This is a genomic window from Niabella terrae (assembly GCF_054783135.1).
Genome location: NZ_BAAGRD010000012.1, coordinates 14,678 through 32,905 on the forward strand (window position 1 = coordinate 14,678; position 18,228 = coordinate 32,905).

Consider the following 18,228-nt stretch of genomic DNA (forward strand, 5'->3'; position numbering starts at 1 on the left):
TCAGAGCGCTGCGATGGCAGCTTTTACCTTACCCAACACATCCGTATGCAGCATTTTTACCGCTACATCTATCATATTGCTGAAAGCCACTGCATGGGATATACCGTGTCCGATAATGACCGGCTTTTCCACGCCCAGTACCGGCGTCCCGCCGTAAATCTCAAAATTAAAGCGGTTCAGGTAAGGGTTGTCCAGTTGCTGGTTGGAGGAAATATCATAAATAGATTCGGCCATTTTCAATATCACATTCCCGGTAAAACCTTCACATACCATCACGTCGGCCTTATCGTTAAACAGGTCCCGTCCTTCAACATTGCCAATAAAATCAATGGCCTCGTTTTCTTTCAGGAGTCCGTAAGTTGCCTGGGCCAGGATATTACCCTTCCCTTCTTCTTCCCCTACATTAATCAGCCCTACACGGGGTTGGTCTACCCCCAGAATATACTTGCTGTATACCGCTCCCATAACCGCAAACTGATTGAGCTGTTCCGGCTTGCAGTCCGCGTTCAGGCCGACATCCAGCAAGACGCCGGTACTGCCATTCTGTTTGGGTATAACCGAGGAGATTGTCGGCCGCATTATGCCTTCGACTGTTTTGATGCTGAACATGGCACCTACCAGCATGGCGCCCGTATTACCGGCACTGATAAAGGCATCGGTTTTCCCTGCTGCCAGGTACCGGAAGCCCACTGAAATTGAAGCATCCGGTTTTTCTTTCAGCGCTTTGGTGGGGTGCTCATGCATACCAATTAACTGCGTCGTCGGCACAATCTCATACAAACCTTCGTCTACCTGTTCGCTTACGAGTAAGGGTTGCAGCGCTGTTGCGTCGCCAAAGAGCAGTAATTTCAACTCATGTATCGGGTGCGCCAGCAGGTATTCCTTTACCCCTCTCACCGCTTCCAGGGGGGCATAATCGCCGCCCATCATATCTATTCCTATAATCATACAGGGCTTAAAAATAAAAAAATTCCAGATACGGACGCCAGTAAAAACCAGCATCGTATGTGGAATTCAATAATATTATTGGTACAGAACTTTAATATCAGGCTTTCGCAGGTGCCTTTTCTGCAACTACTTTACCTTTATAGATCAACTTTCCTTCGCTTACGTGAGCGCGGTGACGCACATGGGTTTCCCCGGTGCTGGCATCCGTAGTTAAAGTCTGTGCGGTCGCTTTATAATGTGTCCTGCGTTTTGCGCTTCTCTGCTGGCTGTGCCGGCGTTTGGGATTTGGCATAACTTTTTATTTAATGCGGTTAAAAATCTATTATAATCTTGCTGTTCCTTGTGAATGCAGCTCCAGCCCTCACAAATTCAGTCTTTTTTATCTTTAAATTTTTCCAGATCCTTCCAGATCGGATTCTTTTGCTGGCTGGGAGCCGGTTCATGTTCCAGCCGATCCAGTACTTTCAGCGCTTCCTCATTACAACTGCCGCCGTTTTCATTACAGGTCTTATGCATCGGGATACTGAGGTTGATGAACTCATAAATCCAGTTTTCCAGATTCAAATGACTTTCCGTGCGACTGATATAATAAACGTCCGGATCGCCTTCCTCCTCATTCATCTGTTCGGGATCCTCTACCATCTTAACGGTAATATTGAACTCATCCCAGAGATCCAGTTTCAGGTCATTATTACACCGGTCACAGGTCACCATCAGACTGCCACCGATTTCGAATTTCAACATCATAAAACTGCTTTTCTTGTCCAATTGCAATTTTACATGTGCCTGACAATCAGTGAAATCCTGCTGTTGAAACGCCTCAAAGAACCGGTCTGTAATCTCATAGTTGTATTCATGGACACCGGGTTTTAACCCCACAAATGCGATATCATATTCCCTTCTGAATACCATAATACTACAGTCCTCAAATTTAGAGCGTGCAAATGTAGGAACATTTTCTTAAAAAACCTTAGATTCAGGCATTTATTTAGATCGAACCCTTCTCCTGTCCCGCTTCCGGCTCCGGTGGCTCCTGCCAGCCGGTAAAATTTTGAACCACATCTGCCATCCTGTCATTAACCGGCTTAAAAAACTTATCTTTGCCAGCTCATTTTATAAAGGACTTACTAATGCTTGATTTAGTTGCGAATAAGGTACATGACGAGGCAAAACAGGGGACCGCTTTCAGTCCTTTTGCCCATGATCCCAATGATTACAGAAAGAAATTTTACATAGAAAGCTACGGCTGTCAGATGAACTTTGCAGACAGCGAAGTAGTTGCATCCATTTTACAGGAGCAGGGATTTGGCGCCACCCGCGACGCTGCAGAGGCCGACCTGATTTTCATCAATACCTGCTCTATCCGGGAAAAAGCGGAGCAAACTGTCCGTAAGAGGCTGAGTGAATTCAAAAAACTTAAAAACGAACGCCCGGGCACCCTGGTGGGTGTACTGGGTTGTATGGCGGAGCGGTTGAAATCTAAATTTCTGGAGGAAGAAAAACTCGTGGATATTGTTGTCGGGCCGGACGCCTACCGCAGCCTCCCGGTGCTGGTGGACGAAGCAGGTCAGGGGCAAAAATCAGTCAATGTGCTGCTGAGCCGTGAAGAAACCTATGCCGATATTGCGCCCGTCCGTTTGAATACCAATGGTGTCACTGCCTTTGTGAGCATTATGAGGGGTTGCAATAATATGTGCTCCTTCTGCGTGGTTCCTTTTACCCGGGGCCGGGAACGGAGCCGGGATGCAGAAAGTATCCTGAACGAATGCCGGGAGTTATTTGAAAATGGCTACCGTGAAGTCACTTTGCTGGGACAGAATGTTGACAGCTATTATTACAGTCCTGCACCCGACAGTACCACGGACAGGCCTGCTCCCGTTACTTTTGCCGGATTGCTGGAAATGGTGGCAGGGATATCCCCCTTACTGAGGGTCCGGTTCTCCACTTCCCATCCCAAGGATATTACCAGTGAGGTTTTGCATACCATGGCGGCCCATGAAAATATCTGCAAATGCATTCACCTGCCGGTACAAAGCGGTGCTACCCGCATCCTGCAGCTGATGAACCGCACTTATACCCGGGAATGGTACCAGCATAAAGTGGATGAAATCCGTCGGATCCTGCCTGATTGTAGTATAACTTCTGATATCATCGCAGGATTCTGCACTGAAACGGAAGAAGACCACTTGCAGACCCTGTCCATTATGGATTACAGTCAGTACGACCTGAGTTATATGTTTTTCTATAGTGAACGACCCGGTACCCTGGCCCAGCGACGTTATAAAGACGATGTGCCCCTGGTTATCAAAAAAAGAAGATTGCAGGAAATAATTGAAAAACAAAACCAGCTTTCACTGACCAATTATCGCAAAGACCTGGGTAAAACCTTCCGGGTGCTGATAGACGGCGACAGTAAAAGAAGTGCCGACAATTGGGTGGGACGCAGTTCTCAGAATAAAGTCGTCATCTTCCCTAAAGGGGATTATTCGTTTCAAAAAGGTGACTATGTGGAGGTACTGATCAATGACTGTACACAGGCCACTTTGTTTGGATCCATCATAGCCTGAGCCTCTATTCATCGAAACCCAAGGTTCTGGAAAGCATATAATTAACGATCAAAACAGTGGCAGCCAGGGAGGCCGGCCCTCATAATCAAAGACGAAATGGATTTACAAAGTATAAAAAACAGATTCGGAATTATTGGCAACTCGCCGGGACTGAACTATGCGTTGCAGGTGGCCATACAGGTAGCCAATACCGATCTTACCGTGTTGATTATTGGTGACAGTGGTGTGGGTAAAGAGGCTTTCTCCAGCATCATCCATGCCTTGTCTGCCCGTAAACATAATCCTTTCATCGCTGTCAACTGCGGTGCGATCCCCGAGGGTACCATTGATTCTGAATTGTTCGGTCATGAAAAGGGCTCCTTTACCGGCGCATTCGATGCCCGAAAAGGTTATTTTGAAACCGTCAACGGCGGCACCATTTTTCTGGATGAAATCGGAGAAATGCCACTGGGCACCCAGGCAAGACTTTTAAGGGTACTGGAAGCCGGTGAATACATCCGGGTGGGTTCCAGTAAAGTCCAGCGAACCGATGTTCGGGTCGTAGCAGCCACCAATAAGGACCTGCTGCAGCTGGTCCAGCAAAATAAATTCCGTGAAGACCTTTATTATCGTCTGAGTACAGTACCGATCCGGGTGCCTTCCCTGGGCAATCGCAAGGAAGATATCGTATTGCTCTTCCGAAAATTTGCCAGTGATTTTGCAGATAAATACAAGACCCAGTCCGTGCAACTGGAAGAAGACGCCCGCGCCCTGCTGCTTTCTTATCCATGGCCCGGAAATGTGCGGGAACTGAAAAATATAGCCGAACAGGTTTCCGTCCTGTCCCCAGACAAAAATATCAGCGCCAAGGAACTGGGGCGCTACCTGCAGCCTTATTCCAACAACCGGCTGCCGGCCGTCGTGGACCATGGCCACCAGCATGAATTCCAGAATGAAAGGGAAATTCTGTATAAGCTCTTTTTCGATATGAAAAAAGACGTTAATGAATTGAAGAAAATGTTCCTGGAAGTACTCCAGAATCCGTCGATTGCAGAACAGAACCCTGCTTTTATTAACAATTTAAAAGACTTAAAAACCGGTCCGGAAAGTTTCCAGCACTTAACTTCACCCTTGCAAATTGAGATGCCGGGTAATCTGAACCCAGTTCATGAAAACACACCGGTGATCATGGATCATGATATTCAGGACCACGAAGAAGTTGAGGAAAGTCTGAATATTGTGGACAAAGAAAAAGAACTCATTATCAAAGCGCTGAAAAAGCATAAAAGCAAACGGAAAGATGCGGCACTGGATCTCGGAATCAGTGAACGTACGCTTTACCGTAAATTAAAAGAATATGATATTGAAGAGTTGTAAAATTTTTGCCCTGTTAATGCTCGGGACACTGGGGATCCTGCTGACTTTTACACAGAGCAGCTGCGGGATTTACCGGTTCAAGGACGTGTCGATTCCCGATAGCATCAATGTGGTCAAAATCAATCAGTTTACCAATACAGCTTCTTATGTGAATCCGGCGCTGGCGCCGGCGCTGACCGATAAATTGAAACAGAAGATTGTGAGTCAGACCAAATTACGTCAAACCAACGGTGATGATGCTGACTGGGAAATTAATTGCAAGATCACCAGTTATTCTTTCTCGACCGCCGGCATATCCAATCAGCAGGTGAATACCAACCGACTGAACGTTGGCGTCCATATAGAAATCAGGGATACCCATACCCAGAAGACAGAAAAATATGATGTCAGCACTCCTTTTGATTATTCAGGAACCCTTTCGCTGCAACAGGCGGAGGAGGGATTGCTGACACAAATGCTTCGGGATATTCCGGACGCAATTTTTAACCGCATTTTTTCCAACTGGTAGTCGCTTCATTATGGAATCATTATTAAACGCACTCGCTGACAGCATCCTGGCAAAGCCCTTTGCCAGCTGCAGCACGCAGTCGCTGGAACAACTCTGCCGGGAATATCCATACGCCACCGCGCTTCAGCTCCTTTATGCCCGCCGGTTGCAGGCAATTGACAGCGATCAGTATGAAGCCCAATGGCAAAAAACACTGCTATTGGTTAATAATCCGCTGTTGATCAATCATTTATTCCAGGCGCCACCCCCGGCGGCCCTGCCGGCTGCCAACCTGACAAATGATGTGGGGACAGCCACTGCGCCAATCTTGCCTGCGGATTCCGTCGAAGTTCCGGCAGCTACAGTGATTGAAGTTAAGACGGCCACCCCGGAGGACAAGCATGATCCGGAACCCGACCAGCCCGACAGCGGGCTCCAAGCATCCGAAGCAGCCGAAATGCCTCCCTTACCAGCATTTCGCCTGGAGACCATCGATCCGGCCGCTGCCGAACTAAGTTTTACGCCTTACCATACCATTGATTATTTCGCCGCCCAGGGAATTAAACTGGGCGCCGAGAACCCGGGTAATGATCATTTCGGTAACCAGCTGAAAAGTTTTACAGAATGGCTCAAACACATGAAACGGTTGCCTGGAACGGTCCAAAAGAACGCCCTGTCCGCCAAGGACGAACAAAATATTGAAAAAATGGCGGCCGCCTCTCTGGCCGGCGAAAATGCCGACACGGAAGCCATGGCCAGGGTATGGATCAAACAGGGCAATAAGCAGAAAGCACTCGATATCTACAAAAAATTAAGTTTGCAAAATCCCGCTAAAAGCGCTTATTTTGCAGCCAAAATTGACCATTTAAAAAATTCAATATGATCGTTTTATTTGTCGTACTCATCATACTGGCCTCTGTAATTCTGGGGTTTATCGTGTTGATTCAAAACCCGAAAGGTGGTGGGTTGGCCGGAGATTTCGCCGGTGTAAGCAGCCAGTTTATGGGCGTGAAGCAAACCAATGACATTCTGGAAAGAGGTACCTGGATTTTCGCCGGCCTTATTGGTGTCTTAAGCCTGCTGTCGACTTTCTTCATTCAGGGAAAATCTACCACGGATGGCGGCGGACGTCTGGAGGATATCAGTAATACGCCGGTACAGCAACCCCAGCAGAATGCGGTGCCGTTTGCTACTCCTGCTGCACCAACAGCACCTGCCACCAGTGATTCCGGAAAATAATTATCGGGTAATTACCTGCAATTTATACAAAAAACCCGCGAGGTAAGATCGCGGGTTTTTTATTGCTTTTGAGGGTCACCAGCAAAGTATTGCGATTTTAATTTTGTAGATTTAACCGGTAGTATTGATCATTAATGGGACGCGGTCCCCGATCTGAACCTTAGCACTGAGAATTTCCATGCAGAAAACAAAAATCATAAAAGGAATACTCGTGGCTGTCATACTGGCTGCTTTATTCATCGTTTTCAAATGTCTGGGGCCGGCAACAAAGAAAACAGCGGACGGCTTCTACTATGTCAATACCGGTACCGGGACGGCAGCTTTGAAACAACAAATGGTCAGGGACGGACTTCTGGGCAGCCTGACCTGGTTCAATCTCCTGGAACGTTTTCTGCCGCTGAAAAAGCCCCGGCCGGGCAAGTACGCCATACCGGCGGGAACCAGCGTGTTGCGGCTGCTCCGGATGCTGCGTAACGGCTCTCAGACGCCCGTGAACCTGGTGATTACCCGGATTCGCACCCGGGAACAGCTGGCCGGCAGACTGGGCAGGTCCTTTGAATTTGATTCCATCGCCGCATTGCAATTTCTCAACAGCAATGATTCGCTGCGGCCCTACGGTCTGGATTCCAATACCGTGATGGGCGCCGTGCTGCCACTTACTTACAAAATCAATTGGGCGACCCGTCCCAAAGCTGTATTTGACAAATTTTACGACGCATATCAGCTGTTCTGGACCGCGGAACGCAGGCATCAGGCTGAGAAAAACGGCCTGACTATTAATGAGGTTATTACCCTGGCTTCAATCATTGACGAAGAAACCAATGCCAGACAGGAAAAAGGGCAGATTGCCAGTGTCTATCTCAACCGGATCCGAAAAGGCATGCCGCTGCAGGCTGACCCCACCGTAAAATTTGCCTTAAATGATTTTGCCATTAAAAGAGTGCTCAAGAAACACCTCCAGGTAATTTCGCCTTATAATACCTATATGCAGAAAGGTTTGCCTCCAGGGCCCATTAATACACCCCAGGAACATACCATTGACGCTGTACTGAATGCCCCCGAAACGGATTACCTATATTTTGTAGCGAGTCCCGCATTTGACGGCACCCATATTTTTACGACTAATTATCAGGATCATTTAAAATACGCGAAGGACTACCAGCAGGCATTGAACGATCGATTCGGCAACCCTGCCCCGGCAAGCAAATGAGTATCGGCAAAAAAATAAGATCCATTATAGGTGCATCCGGATTCTGGAAGAAATTGGTGGAAGAAAGCCGCAAAGAAAACCTTCCGGGATTTCAGCAGGTATCGCTGCACCAGGCCATTCAACGGTTCAGAAAACATGTCATCTGGGACGACCTGATAGAAAGAGCGTCGGCTATATCATTTAATTCAGCGATGGCGCTCCCCCCCCTGCTGTTGTTCCTGTGTACCCTGATCCCGGTTATTGCCAATTTTAATTTCATTGTCGATCTGCAACTTATGGCGCAGTTGCGTACCCTGATCACTGATATTATACCTGCCCGAAACAATTATGAACCCATTCTGTCTTTTATCGATACCATTGTCGAAAAACCCAGAAACGCACTGTTGTTTTTCAGTATATTGATGTCTGTCTTTTTTTCTTCGAACGCCATCATGGGGGTCATGCGTTCCTTTGACCAGAACTATCCCGGATTTACCAAACGAAAAGGATTAAAAAGAAGACTGATTGCAATTCGCATTACGCTTACGCTGGTGTTTCTGTTTATACTTTGCCTGGCTTTATTGATCGCCCAGGGCTCAGTACTGAGCTGGCTGGGAATTAACAATGAATGGATCACTTCCGTCTGGTCCACCCTTCGTTGGGGCCTGATTCTGCTGCTGGTATTTTTCATCATATCCTATATTTACCGCCATGCCCCCAGTGTAGATAAAAAATGGAAACTGATTACACCCGGCTCCGTGGTAGCCACCTGTCTCGTGATTATCTGTACACTGGCTTTTACCTGGTGGGTAAGTCGCTTTGGCACTTACAATAAACTCTACGGGTCCATTGGTACCATAATTTTTATGATGGTGCTGATTTTTCTCAATTCGCTGATCCTGCTGATCGGCTTTGAATTCAACGCCAGTATTTACTCGCTGGCGAATACCAAGGAAGACCGGAAGATGCTGGTTGATGAATGACCTGGCCGCGGTTTCTCTGGTGCCAACCGCTTATTACTATTCTTCCTGGAAAGTAAATTATAATGAATAATTGAATTAACTTTAAAAAGTTATCCGGTAGGATTGCTTAAATCAAGCTGTATGCAAATAGACCTACATAGTTTTACAGCCGCGGCCCTCGGTGTGGCACTGGCTGCCTGTTGCGGGTTTCGGGTTTTTGTACCCATGCTGGTCGCCGGCCTGGCCGCCCGGTTCAATATTTTTCACTTTTCTGAAAATTTTCAGTGGCTGGCTTCTACTCCTGCACTGATTTGTCTGGGGGCTGCCACCCTGCTGGAAATCGTGGCCTACTATGTTCCGTTTATTGACAATATTCTGGATACGATTGCCGCACCACTGGCGGCGATTGCCGGAACTTTAATAGCAACATCCGTCATTCCGATAGATGCAGAATGGCTGAAATGGGTCATCGGTATCGTTGCCGGCGGTGGAAGTGCCGGACTGGTGGCTTCCGGAACCGGCCTGCTTCGTTTGCTGAGTAGCAAAACAACCCTGGGCACGGGCAATGCTGTTGTTTCAACGGGAGAAAATGCTGCTGCTATCACGGGTTCCGTCCTGAGTTTTGTCGTTCCCATAGCGATGGCGCTGTTATTCGTACTGAGTTTTTTCTGGTTGATCCGCAAACTGATGCAAAGGATGCGCAAGGGAGGTAAGCTCCGGTCTGCGGATGGAGATGCTAGGTCAACTGGCTGATATACTGTTGTATCAATCGGATTTCGGCGGGATCATGACTCAATGTCAAAGCCTGATGATAATGCCGCTCAGCCTCCTGTTTATCAAGACCGGTGAAGAGCCTGCCCAGCAATACATGGTAGAACCGGTTACCACTTAAATCGAGCGCAAGGGCTTCCTTCAGGGCTGTTTCCTGGCCCGCGACCTGTGCCAATGCATAAGTACGGTTAAGGGCTGCGGTCGGTGTATACTCCAGGATCAGCAATTGGTTATACAATTGCAGAATCTGTTCCCATTTTTGAGGATCTTCCTCCTGCCGGCTATGGCAGCCGGCTATGGCCGCTTCGAGTTGGTACTTGGAAAGCTGCTTCGCCGAAATTGACTGGCGCAGATAATAACGGCCCTTGGCAATTAGGGAACGATCCCATAGATTGCGGTCCTGGTCCTCATAAAGAATAATGTCACCTCCCACAGTGGTCCGGGCTTCAAAACGGGAAGCGTGAAAACAAAACAGTGCCAGAACTGCCTGTGTTTTTGGCTGCTTGGTCAATGGATTGGATACCAGCAAATAAGCCAGCCGCATTGCTTCCCGACAGAGGTCCCTGCGCAGTACCTGGTTGGCAGAACTGGAATAGTAGCCTTCGTTAAAGAGCAGATAAATTGCGGCCAATACCGTATCCAGCCTGGCCTCAATTTCCGCAGGTGCCGGACATGCAATCTCAATCTGTTCTGATTTTAAACGTTGCCGGGCCCGTTGAATGCGCTTATAAATCTGATCCCTTTGGGTAAGAAAGCTATCCGCAATTTCCTGTACATTAAAACCACAAAGCAGGTTCAGGATCAGGGCGACCTGCGCTTCCTGACTAATCGACGGATGTACTACCGCAAACATCATGGCCAGCTGACTGTCCCGGATGTTCTGATCCGACAGATCAATTTCAGGCAATACGGGTTCTGGCTGCTGATGCTGTAAAGCCGGCGCAATACTGTTGTGAAAACGTTGGTCTCTTTTTAGATAATTAATGGTTTTGTTCTTGGCAACAGTATAGAGCCAGGCGGTCGGATTCTCAGGCAACCCTTTCAGCCCCCATAATTCTGTGGCTGCCAGAAAAGTATCGCTGACGATATCTTCGGCGGATTCCATGTTTTTGAGTCCGAATAAAGAACAGAGTACAGCTACAATCTTGCTGTACTCTGTCCTGAATAAATGCGGTATCAGTTCGCGATCCTGCATAATTAAATACTGGCTATGGCCCGAATTTCGACGTTGCCCTTATAACCCAATACCGGACATCCTTTGGCTATCTCTGCCGCTTCTTCTAAACCGGCTGCCCGGATCATTATATAACCACCGATCGATTCCTTGATCTCTACAAACGGGCCATCGGTTACCAGACCACCGCTGCGAACCACCTTACCTGAACGCTCCAGACGATTGCCGCGATCTACCAGCTGGTTGCGGGCGGCAATACCACCAATCCAGTCCATCCATTTTTTAAAATCTGCCTGCATTTCTTCAGGCGACTGTTCAGGTATCTCCTGCTCATCTCTCCTGAAAATCAATAAGAAGTCTTTCATTTTATTTTTTTTATATGATAATCAAACAACGGATACACCCCAGGTGACAGGGTAGGCCAACCCTTTCAACTTCCTGGTTGCCGGGTACCTTCCCGAAACTTAATTTACTGCAAACTGTCCGGGCTGGTAGCTGCCTACGGGACCACCAAAAGCGATATTAAACCGGTTATAGGTATTGATCGTGGTTATGGCCAGTGTAAGATCCACAAGTTCTTCCCTGGAAAATTGCTTTTGGGCTGCATCATAAATGGCGTCGGGCACCAGCGTAGCTTCCAGTTTGGTCAGGGCTTCAGCCCAGGCCAATGCCGCCTGCTCTCTTTCGGTATAAAATGGCGCTTCCCGCCAGGCATTCAGCAGGATCAGCCTTTGCACGGGCTCCCCGGCTGCCAAGAGGTCTTTGGAATGCATATCGAGACAAAAGCCACAACCATTAATTTGGGAAACCCTCAGATACACGAGGTGGAGGAGCTGGTCTTCCAGACCGGATTTCTTTAAGTGGGCGGCAACGGGATAAAGCGCTTTCAGGGCAGGTGCACCATCTGTCATAAGATTAATTCTCTGTGTCATTTTAAAATATTTAATTGTTTAAAAACCTATAACAATTAAACATATTGACATTGGACATACTGCATTAACTTTTTTTCGCTGACTCCATCACCCATTCATAATCCAGCTGTCTTTTTTCCAAATGGGCAGCGGCTACTTTGATCCGCACTTTATCTCCCATGGTAAATTTGCGGCCGGTACGCATCCCTACCAGGGCATAATCGGCTTCCGAATGACGAAAGCTGTCGTATGCTGCCAGGCTGGTAACAGAGATCAGCCCCTCACAGAGATGATCCACCGTTTCTGCCCAGAAACCAAATTTCGATACGCCACTGATGATGGCATCGAATTCGTCACCAATGAACTGTTGCATAAACTGCACCTGTTTGTATTTATTGGAAGACCGTTCAGATTCCATTGCAGCACGCTCCCGATCACTGCAATGTTTGCATTTCTCCTCCATTTTCTTATCCGGCTTCACCCGGTCCTCCAGTACTTCCTGCAGAATCCGGTGCACCATCACATCCGGATAGCGCCGTATCGGAGAAGTAAAATGACAGTAGTATTCAAAGCCCAGACCATAATGGCCCACATTGCTCTCGGTATATTTTGCCTTGGCCATGGTTCGGATGCCCAGTTGCTGCAATACGGCTTCCTCCGGCCTGCCTTTCACATCCTTCAACAGTTTGTTAAAGGAAGCTGCGATGGCTTCTGCACTGGATATATCGAATTTGTAACCAAATTTATTGGCAAATGCGATAAAGGGCAGTAATTTTTCCTCGTCCGGCGTATCGTGGATCCGGTACGGAAAAGGTATGGCTTTATTGTTAATCTTGACCTTTGACACATGCTTGGCCACATACCGGTTGGCCAGCAGCATCAGCTCTTCGATTAACTGGTGCGCCTGCTTGCTTTCTTTAAGTACAATGCCCAGGGGGGTCCCCTGTTCATCGAGTTTGAATCGAACCTCTGTAGAATTAAAATTGATCGCCCCCTCATCAAAGCGGTATTTCCTCAGGGTCTGTGAAATTCCGTTGATGGTCGCTATCACTTCCGCATGATCGCCCTGCCCGGATTCAATCACTTCCTGCGCTTCTTCATAGGTGAACCGCCTGTCAGAATGAATAACCGTTTTGCCGAGCCAGTATTGTTTGACTTCGGCCTTGTCATTTACCTGAAAGATTGCTGAAAAAGCAAGCTTGTCTTCGTTGGGGCGCAGGGAACAAAGTACATTGGAAATTTGCTCCGGCAACATGGGATTGACACGGTCAGGCAGGTAAACTGATGTCGCCCGGTAATAAGCTTCCTCATCCAGGGGACCACCCGGCGTTACATAATGGCTGACATCGGCGATATGAACGCCTATTTCATGATTGCCGTTTTTTAACTGTCGGTAGGATATAGCATCATCAAAATCCTTGGCGTCGGCCGGATCAATGGTAAAAGTCAATACCTGGCGAATGTCCTTGCGTTTGGCAATATCTTCCCGGGTGATCTGTTCCGGCAGCCGGGCCGCTTCTTCCATGGTTTCGTCGGAGAAACTGAGCGGGAAACCATGTTCCAGTAAAATATTACGCATGGCTTCATCTGCAGCGTCGTCTCCGCTAAGGATAGACACGATGGTTGCTGCGGGTTTCTTACCGTTACCGCCCCAGTCTATTACCCGTGCGATCACGGCATCCCCATCTTTTGCACCGTTAATAAACTCCTGGGCAACATATAAATCGGGAATATTCTTTTCTGCATCACCCAGCACAAAGGCAAATCCCTTGCTCATCTGTACTTTGCCGATAAATTCGATCCTTTTTCTTTGTATAATTTCTGTTACCCGGCCCTTCAATTTGCTGTCATAGCCGCTGGTAAGTTTCACCCGTACGGTATCGCCGTGTAAAGCACCGGCCAGGTTTTCGGAAGGTACCATTACATCTTCTTCCTGGCCATCAACAATGACGAAGCCCCTGCCTGACCGGGTAATTTCCAAACGGCCTTTGAGGGTCGTTTCCTGCGCTCTCCGGCTGCGTTTGGCCTGCTTTTCAGACTTGGTTTTCTTTTTAGGTTTATTTTTTTTACTCATTTTACTTTATTTATCGGTGCCGGGTCCTGTAGTGTTAACAGCCAGATATTCGGATACGGCTTTACGTACAGCTGGCTCATGATTAAATAGGAAACGATGGGCTATTGGCAGGACAAATACAGGCAACTGCATTAGCTGCGGCCAGACACCTAACCGCATTGCATCCTTTTCGGTGGTTAAAATAATTTTATTTTCTTTATTTACCGCATCAAACACCCTTAAAATTTCCCCAATCTCCTTTTGGCTGAAATCATGGTGATCTGAGAACGCCAGATGCTGAAAGTCTATATGAAGGTTTTCGAAGTAGGTTAACAGGGATTCCGGACGGGCGATCCCGGTTACCAGTACCACCTGCTGTTCTGTTGACAAGGCCAGGGACTGACCCGTCCTGAGATGATAGGGTGTGCCATAGGCGATACTGGAAAAAAATACCTGCTGATAATCCAGCGGCCGGATGACCTGAACCATCTCCGCCGCCCGGGAAGGGCTCAGATCAGGATCGGCTTTTGTCACAATAATCAGATCTGCTCTCTTATAACCGGATTTCATATCCCTGAGACTGCCTGCCGGCAGGTACCAGTCATTGGGGAATAAATTATCTGCTGCCGTCAGCAGAATATTCAATCCCGCCCTGACTTTGCGATGCTGAAAAGCATCATCCAGAATAATCAGCTCCAATTGAGGGAATTGCTGTTGCAGCTGACAGATCGCACCGGTCCGGTCCTCACCTACCGCTACCCGAAGGTCCGGATACTTCTTAAAAAACTGTAAGGGCTCATCGCCTATATCGGCGGCGGTACTTTCTGGATCAGCCAGTAAAAAACCTCTTGTCTTGCGTCCGTAACCACGGCTCAGCACCGCGATTTCGTACCGGTCCTTCAGGACCCCGATCAGGTATTCCACCATAGGTGTTTTTCCGGTACCGCCGGCGGAAAGATTGCCCACACAGATCGTAGCGATATCCGGAATACGGGATGGCAACACCCGCCAGTCATAGAGACTGTGATAAATAAATGCCCCTGCTTTATACAGCCATGAAAAGGGAATTAATAAGAAATTTTTTTTTGTTAATCTGCTAAAACTCATAGATCCTTTCAGGCGTGATACAATAGTCTAAAGGTACATCAAATTTATTGCGATCAGTTAGACGCTCCAGCGGCTCAAAATAAGACAATCCGATTTTAAGGGTTTCTGCACCGGTTCCGGCCAGGAAGCGATCATAAAAACCTTTGCCATAGCCTACCCGGTATCCCTGGAGATCAAAGCATAGCAAGGGGACCAGAACCAGATCAATATCCGTCACCTCAAGAACACTTCTCGGTCCCTGGGGTTCGTAGATGCCATATGCATTCCGGTCAAAGACAGTAGCGTCGTCTGCGAGAACAGCCTGCATCCTGCCACTGCTGAAATCAGCCACCGGATAAGCGAGCTTCAGACCTGGAAAACGGAAAAGAAGGTAGTCTACGATCGCGTCTGTTGGAACTTCCTCGGGTGTAGCTGCATAGGCAAATACGCTATGCAGATCGGGTAAAGGCAGTTGCTGAAACTGAATCAGGATCAGGTCATCCCATTTCATTCGCCGGGCAGGTGGTAGCTGGCTGCGAAGTGTCCTGTATTTATTTCTGGCATCTGATTTTAACATAGTTTCCGGATCTGGCAGCTGCCTGCGGTCGCGACGCAGTACTGTGCTCTTGCAAAGATGCGGAATTGCGGTTAAACCAGGTTGGAATGACTAAAAACAGAAAATATGGTGGTGCCGTAGTTTTTCTCAAAACGATAATGATCAAACTGTTTATAATCGTTACGAGGCGTGTGCTCCAGAACAAAGATACCGGCATCGCTCAACCAGGGCTGTGCCGTTACGATTCGCGGTAGCTCATCGATTTCCTGTAATGCATATGGCGGGCCGGCGAAAATAAAATTGTAAGCAACAGGCGTTCCGCTGAGAAATTTAAACACGTCCATTTTAACCAGTCGGATTTGATCGAGCTTCAGGTCCGCGGCTGTTTTCTTAATGAAAGTTGCCATACGATGGTCTTTCTCTACAATGGTCAGATCCCCGGCACCCCTGCTGGCCAGTTCATAACTTATACAGCCAGTTCCGCCGAACAGATCCAGGGTACGAATGCCGTCAAAATCAATACGGTGCTGCAGGGTATTAAAAAGACCCTCTTTTGCCAGATCCGTTGTAGGTCTTGTATAGGGCATCTTTGCCGGAGGATGAATCTTACGTCCGCCTAAGCTTCCTGCAATAATTCGCATATCGTCAATTCATTGAGGGAGGTAAAATAATGAGCCGGCAGCCCTGATATCCGGTCAATCCACTGTACCTGTTTGAATGTTACATTCAGAAAATAGTCGTAGACTGCTTTATATAATTTGGAATCAGCGTCAATCAGCCCCGAAATCTCCAGCTGCACCGTCTCCTGAGAGAGGCCGAAGGATGCGGCAATTTTCAGCAGGTAAAAAACCATATCTTCCGGTGAACCGTAAGTATATGTCCTGGCCAGTTGCAGGGTGGATTCTTTAACTACAATACAACTGAATGCCTCAGATTGAACATCGATCGAAATAATTCCGGGGGCGCCGGCATTTTTAATATTCTTAATCCGGACAGAATAAGCATGTAAAAATCCTGAGGAGGGAAAATGTTGCACCATCCAGTTCAGGATATTAAAAGGTACGGTATACAGGTGCGTAATCTTTTGATCGTCCAGGTATTCCCTGATGACATGATCCTGTGGATCGGCCTGTTCAAGGTACATCAAAGGGGTGCTGTCTCCGGTACTTAATGCCTGGGGCAGCAAAGCACTGATACCAAAATCAAGCGCTGTCATGATCTTATCAAAACTTCCTTCCAGAATCGGATTTGCCACCATAATCTGATCCAGTATATCTGTATTGAGGAAATCAAAATGGTATCTTTTCAACTGCAACAACTGTTGCGCTATCGGATCGTAAATACAAAAACTAAAATGATAACGACCTAATTGCATCGCCAGATAACTGTCTTCCGGTTCTATGTCCGCCGATTCCCTGATGTCGAACTGTTCGATCAAAATATTTCTTTTTAATACGGTATGCCGGCAAATATATCATGATTATCTTTAATTTACGGATAAGTCCGGCGGCTAAAAATCTTATAAAGTTTACGATATTTGCAAATTTGCATATGCCATCCAGCCAGCCAACATCCCTTCAGGTCAGGATCAGCACCCGGCAGATCCTAAAAATCGCCCTGCCGATCGCCCTGGCCATGTTGGTACCGCAGCTGAATTTTATTGCCAATACTATCTTTTTGAGTCACTTAGGTGAAACGGAACTGGGCACAGCCGGTATTACAGGCGTTTACTATCTGGTTTTTGCGCTGGTGGGCAGTGGGCTGAACAGCGGTTTACAGGCGCTGATTTCGCGACGGGCCGGCGAAAACCAACCCCGGGAAATCGGCAGGCTGTTCATGCAGTCCCTTTACATCGCATTGACATTTTCAATTTTTATCATCGGGATGAATGCCCTGATCGTAAATAGCTTTCTGGCCGCCACACTTGCCAGCGAAAAAGTGCTGGCGGAAGCTGTCAGCTTTCTGCACATCCGGGTCTGGGGCCTACCCCTCTTGTTTATATTTCAAATGGGGAATGCCCTGTTGGTAGGTTCCAATAACAGTAAACTGCTTAAATATGGCTTTATGGCGCAGGCCCTGGTTAATATTTTTTTTGACTATGCCCTGATTTTCGGACATTTTGGGTTTCCGGCCTTTGGCTTTAATGGTGCTGCCTATGCTTCCATTCTGGCTGAAGCAACCGGGGTTATCATTGTTTTCTCTATCCTGATCCGAAAAGGATTTTTCGGCCGCTTTTCAATTGGGGAATTTACCCGACCCGACTGGCGGACGCTTCGGATCATATTTAATCAGTCCCTCCCACTGGTATTGCAATTCGTGCTCAGTGTAAGTGCCTGGCTGCTTTTCTATATTCTGATTGAACATTTGGGCGAGCGGGAACTGGCCATCAGCAATACCATGCGTAACTTCTTTGCCGTCTTCGGTATTTTCACCTGGTCCTTTGCCAATACCACCAATATGATGGTCAGTAATATTATTGGTCAGCAGCAACAGAATCAGGTCATCCGGCTTGTGAAACAAATTGCCCGGCTCAGTTTTGTTACGGTGGCAACACTTTGTTTTCTGTTGAACCTGTTTCCGGAACACTGGCTGGGAATCTACGGCGTACCTGCTGATTTTATCCGTGAGGCAATTCCGGTCCTGCGCATGGTTTCTGCCGGGCTCCTGCTGATGTCTGTCGCTGTGGTCTGGCGGAACAGTATTACCGGAACCGGCAACACCCGCGTAAATCTGCGGATTGAGCTAATCACCATTCTGATTTACAGTATATATATCTATCTGGTCATTGAGATACTGCAGGCTTCACTCATGGTCGCCTGGGCTGCAGAACTTCTTTACTGGGGCGCAACCTTCCTGCTGGCCCGGGTGTATATGCGCGGCAACCGCTGGAAAGAAAGGAATATCTGGACCTGAAAAAAAGGCCTTCTGC

General features: G+C 47.6%; 20 protein-coding genes. 9 read left to right on the plus strand and 11 right to left on the minus strand.

Going from position 1 to position 18,228, the window contains the following annotated elements:
• The 3 genes from plsX to ACYVI9_RS13180 all read right to left on the minus strand — a co-directional run bounded on the left by plsX (nt 1) and on the right by ACYVI9_RS13180 (nt 1,860).
• Complete coding sequence (plsX, locus tag ACYVI9_RS13170) at nt 1–948, minus strand: phosphate acyltransferase PlsX (protein WP_460765110.1); 948 nt, start codon at nt 946–948, stop codon at nt 1–3.
• A 97-nt stretch (nt 949–1,045) separates the two neighbouring features.
• A complete protein-coding gene (gene rpmF / locus ACYVI9_RS13175; protein WP_346239437.1) occupies nt 1,046–1,240 on the minus strand; it encodes a 50S ribosomal protein L32 in 195 nt (64 codons plus the stop codon).
• Nucleotides 1,241–1,317: 77 nt separating this feature from the next.
• The gene (locus ACYVI9_RS13180) at nt 1,318–1,860 is read right to left on the minus strand and encodes a YceD family protein (RefSeq protein ID WP_460765112.1); all 543 of its coding nucleotides are present in this window, start codon (nt 1,858–1,860) and stop codon (nt 1,318–1,320) included.
• Between the two features lie 218 nt (nt 1,861–2,078).
• Between ACYVI9_RS13180 and miaB the strand changes: the two genes are divergently transcribed.
• The 8 genes from miaB to ACYVI9_RS13220 all read left to right on the plus strand — a co-directional run bounded on the left by miaB (nt 2,079) and on the right by ACYVI9_RS13220 (nt 9,501).
• Complete coding sequence (gene miaB / locus ACYVI9_RS13185) at nt 2,079–3,515, plus strand: tRNA (N6-isopentenyl adenosine(37)-C2)-methylthiotransferase MiaB (RefSeq protein WP_460765114.1); 1,437 nt, start codon at nt 2,079–2,081, stop codon at nt 3,513–3,515.
• Between the two features lie 96 nt (nt 3,516–3,611).
• On the plus strand, nt 3,612–4,871 hold the full coding sequence (locus ACYVI9_RS13190) for a sigma-54 interaction domain-containing protein (protein WP_460765116.1): 1,260 nt from the start codon (nt 3,612–3,614) through the stop codon (nt 4,869–4,871).
• On the plus strand, nt 4,852–5,379 hold the full coding sequence (gene lptE / locus ACYVI9_RS13195) for an LPS assembly lipoprotein LptE (protein WP_460765118.1): 528 nt from the start codon (nt 4,852–4,854) through the stop codon (nt 5,377–5,379). The genes ACYVI9_RS13190 and lptE overlap by 20 nt, the downstream gene beginning before the upstream one ends.
• Nucleotides 5,380–5,389: 10 nt before the next feature.
• Nucleotides 5,390–6,241: a hypothetical protein gene (locus tag ACYVI9_RS13200; protein ID WP_460765120.1), complete on the plus strand. Its 852-nt coding sequence runs from the start codon at nt 5,390–5,392 to the stop codon at nt 6,239–6,241.
• Nucleotides 6,238–6,597 (plus strand): preprotein translocase subunit SecG, encoded by a 360-nt coding sequence (gene secG / locus ACYVI9_RS13205; protein ID WP_460765122.1) that lies wholly within the window; start codon nt 6,238–6,240, stop codon nt 6,595–6,597. The genes ACYVI9_RS13200 and secG overlap by 4 nt, the downstream gene beginning before the upstream one ends.
• 178 nt (nt 6,598–6,775) lie before the next feature.
• Nucleotides 6,776–7,807 carry an endolytic transglycosylase MltG gene (gene mltG / locus ACYVI9_RS13210; RefSeq protein ID WP_460765124.1) on the plus strand — a complete coding sequence of 344 codons (1,032 nt, stop codon included), beginning with the start codon at nt 6,776–6,778 and terminating at the stop codon, nt 7,805–7,807.
• Nucleotides 7,804–8,769, plus strand: a complete 966-nt coding sequence (locus ACYVI9_RS13215; RefSeq protein ID WP_460765126.1) for a YihY/virulence factor BrkB family protein — start codon at nt 7,804–7,806, stop codon at nt 8,767–8,769. The genes mltG and ACYVI9_RS13215 overlap by 4 nt, the downstream gene beginning before the upstream one ends.
• Nucleotides 8,770–8,889: 120 nt before the next feature.
• Entirely contained in the window at nt 8,890–9,501 is a 612-nt protein-coding gene (locus tag ACYVI9_RS13220; RefSeq protein ID WP_460765128.1) for a DUF4126 domain-containing protein, read from the plus strand.
• Here the strand turns inward: ACYVI9_RS13220 and ACYVI9_RS13225 are convergent.
• The 8 genes from ACYVI9_RS13225 to ACYVI9_RS13260 form a co-directional block, all read right to left on the minus strand.
• Complete coding sequence (locus tag ACYVI9_RS13225) at nt 9,485–10,714, minus strand: RNA polymerase sigma factor (RefSeq protein ID WP_460765130.1); 1,230 nt, start codon at nt 10,712–10,714, stop codon at nt 9,485–9,487. The genes ACYVI9_RS13220 and ACYVI9_RS13225 overlap by 17 nt on opposite strands.
• Before the next feature lie 2 nt (nt 10,715–10,716).
• Nucleotides 10,717–11,058, minus strand: a complete 342-nt coding sequence (locus ACYVI9_RS13230; RefSeq protein ID WP_460765132.1) for a YciI family protein — start codon at nt 11,056–11,058, stop codon at nt 10,717–10,719.
• 99 nt (nt 11,059–11,157) lie between these two features.
• Complete coding sequence (locus ACYVI9_RS13235; RefSeq protein ID WP_460765134.1) at nt 11,158–11,625, minus strand: carboxymuconolactone decarboxylase family protein; 468 nt, start codon at nt 11,623–11,625, stop codon at nt 11,158–11,160.
• A gap of 64 nt (nt 11,626–11,689) precedes the next feature.
• Nucleotides 11,690–13,678, minus strand: coding sequence for a ribonuclease R (rnr, locus tag ACYVI9_RS13240; protein ID WP_460765136.1), 1,989 nt, complete (start codon nt 13,676–13,678; stop codon nt 11,690–11,692).
• A 6-nt stretch (nt 13,679–13,684) separates the two neighbouring features.
• On the minus strand, nt 13,685–14,764 hold the full coding sequence (gene lpxK / locus ACYVI9_RS13245; protein WP_460765138.1) for a tetraacyldisaccharide 4'-kinase: 1,080 nt from the start codon (nt 14,762–14,764) through the stop codon (nt 13,685–13,687).
• Entirely contained in the window at nt 14,754–15,320 is a 567-nt protein-coding gene (locus ACYVI9_RS13250; RefSeq protein WP_460765140.1) for a 5-formyltetrahydrofolate cyclo-ligase, read from the minus strand. The genes lpxK and ACYVI9_RS13250 overlap by 11 nt, the downstream gene beginning before the upstream one ends.
• A gap of 71 nt (nt 15,321–15,391) precedes the next feature.
• Entirely contained in the window at nt 15,392–15,940 is a 549-nt protein-coding gene (locus ACYVI9_RS13255) for an RsmD family RNA methyltransferase (RefSeq protein WP_460765142.1), read from the minus strand.
• The gene (locus ACYVI9_RS13260) at nt 15,916–16,737 is read right to left on the minus strand and encodes a DUF3822 family protein (protein ID WP_460765144.1); all 822 of its coding nucleotides are present in this window, start codon (nt 16,735–16,737) and stop codon (nt 15,916–15,918) included. Before ACYVI9_RS13260 ends, ACYVI9_RS13255 begins: the two co-directional genes overlap by 25 nt.
• Before the next feature lie 113 nt (nt 16,738–16,850).
• Here ACYVI9_RS13260 and ACYVI9_RS13265 point away from each other — a divergent pair, with 113 nt between their 5' ends.
• A complete protein-coding gene (locus ACYVI9_RS13265) occupies nt 16,851–18,212 on the plus strand; it encodes an MATE family efflux transporter (protein ID WP_460765146.1) in 1,362 nt (453 codons plus the stop codon).
• The last annotated feature ends 16 nt before the right edge of the window (nt 18,213–18,228 follow it).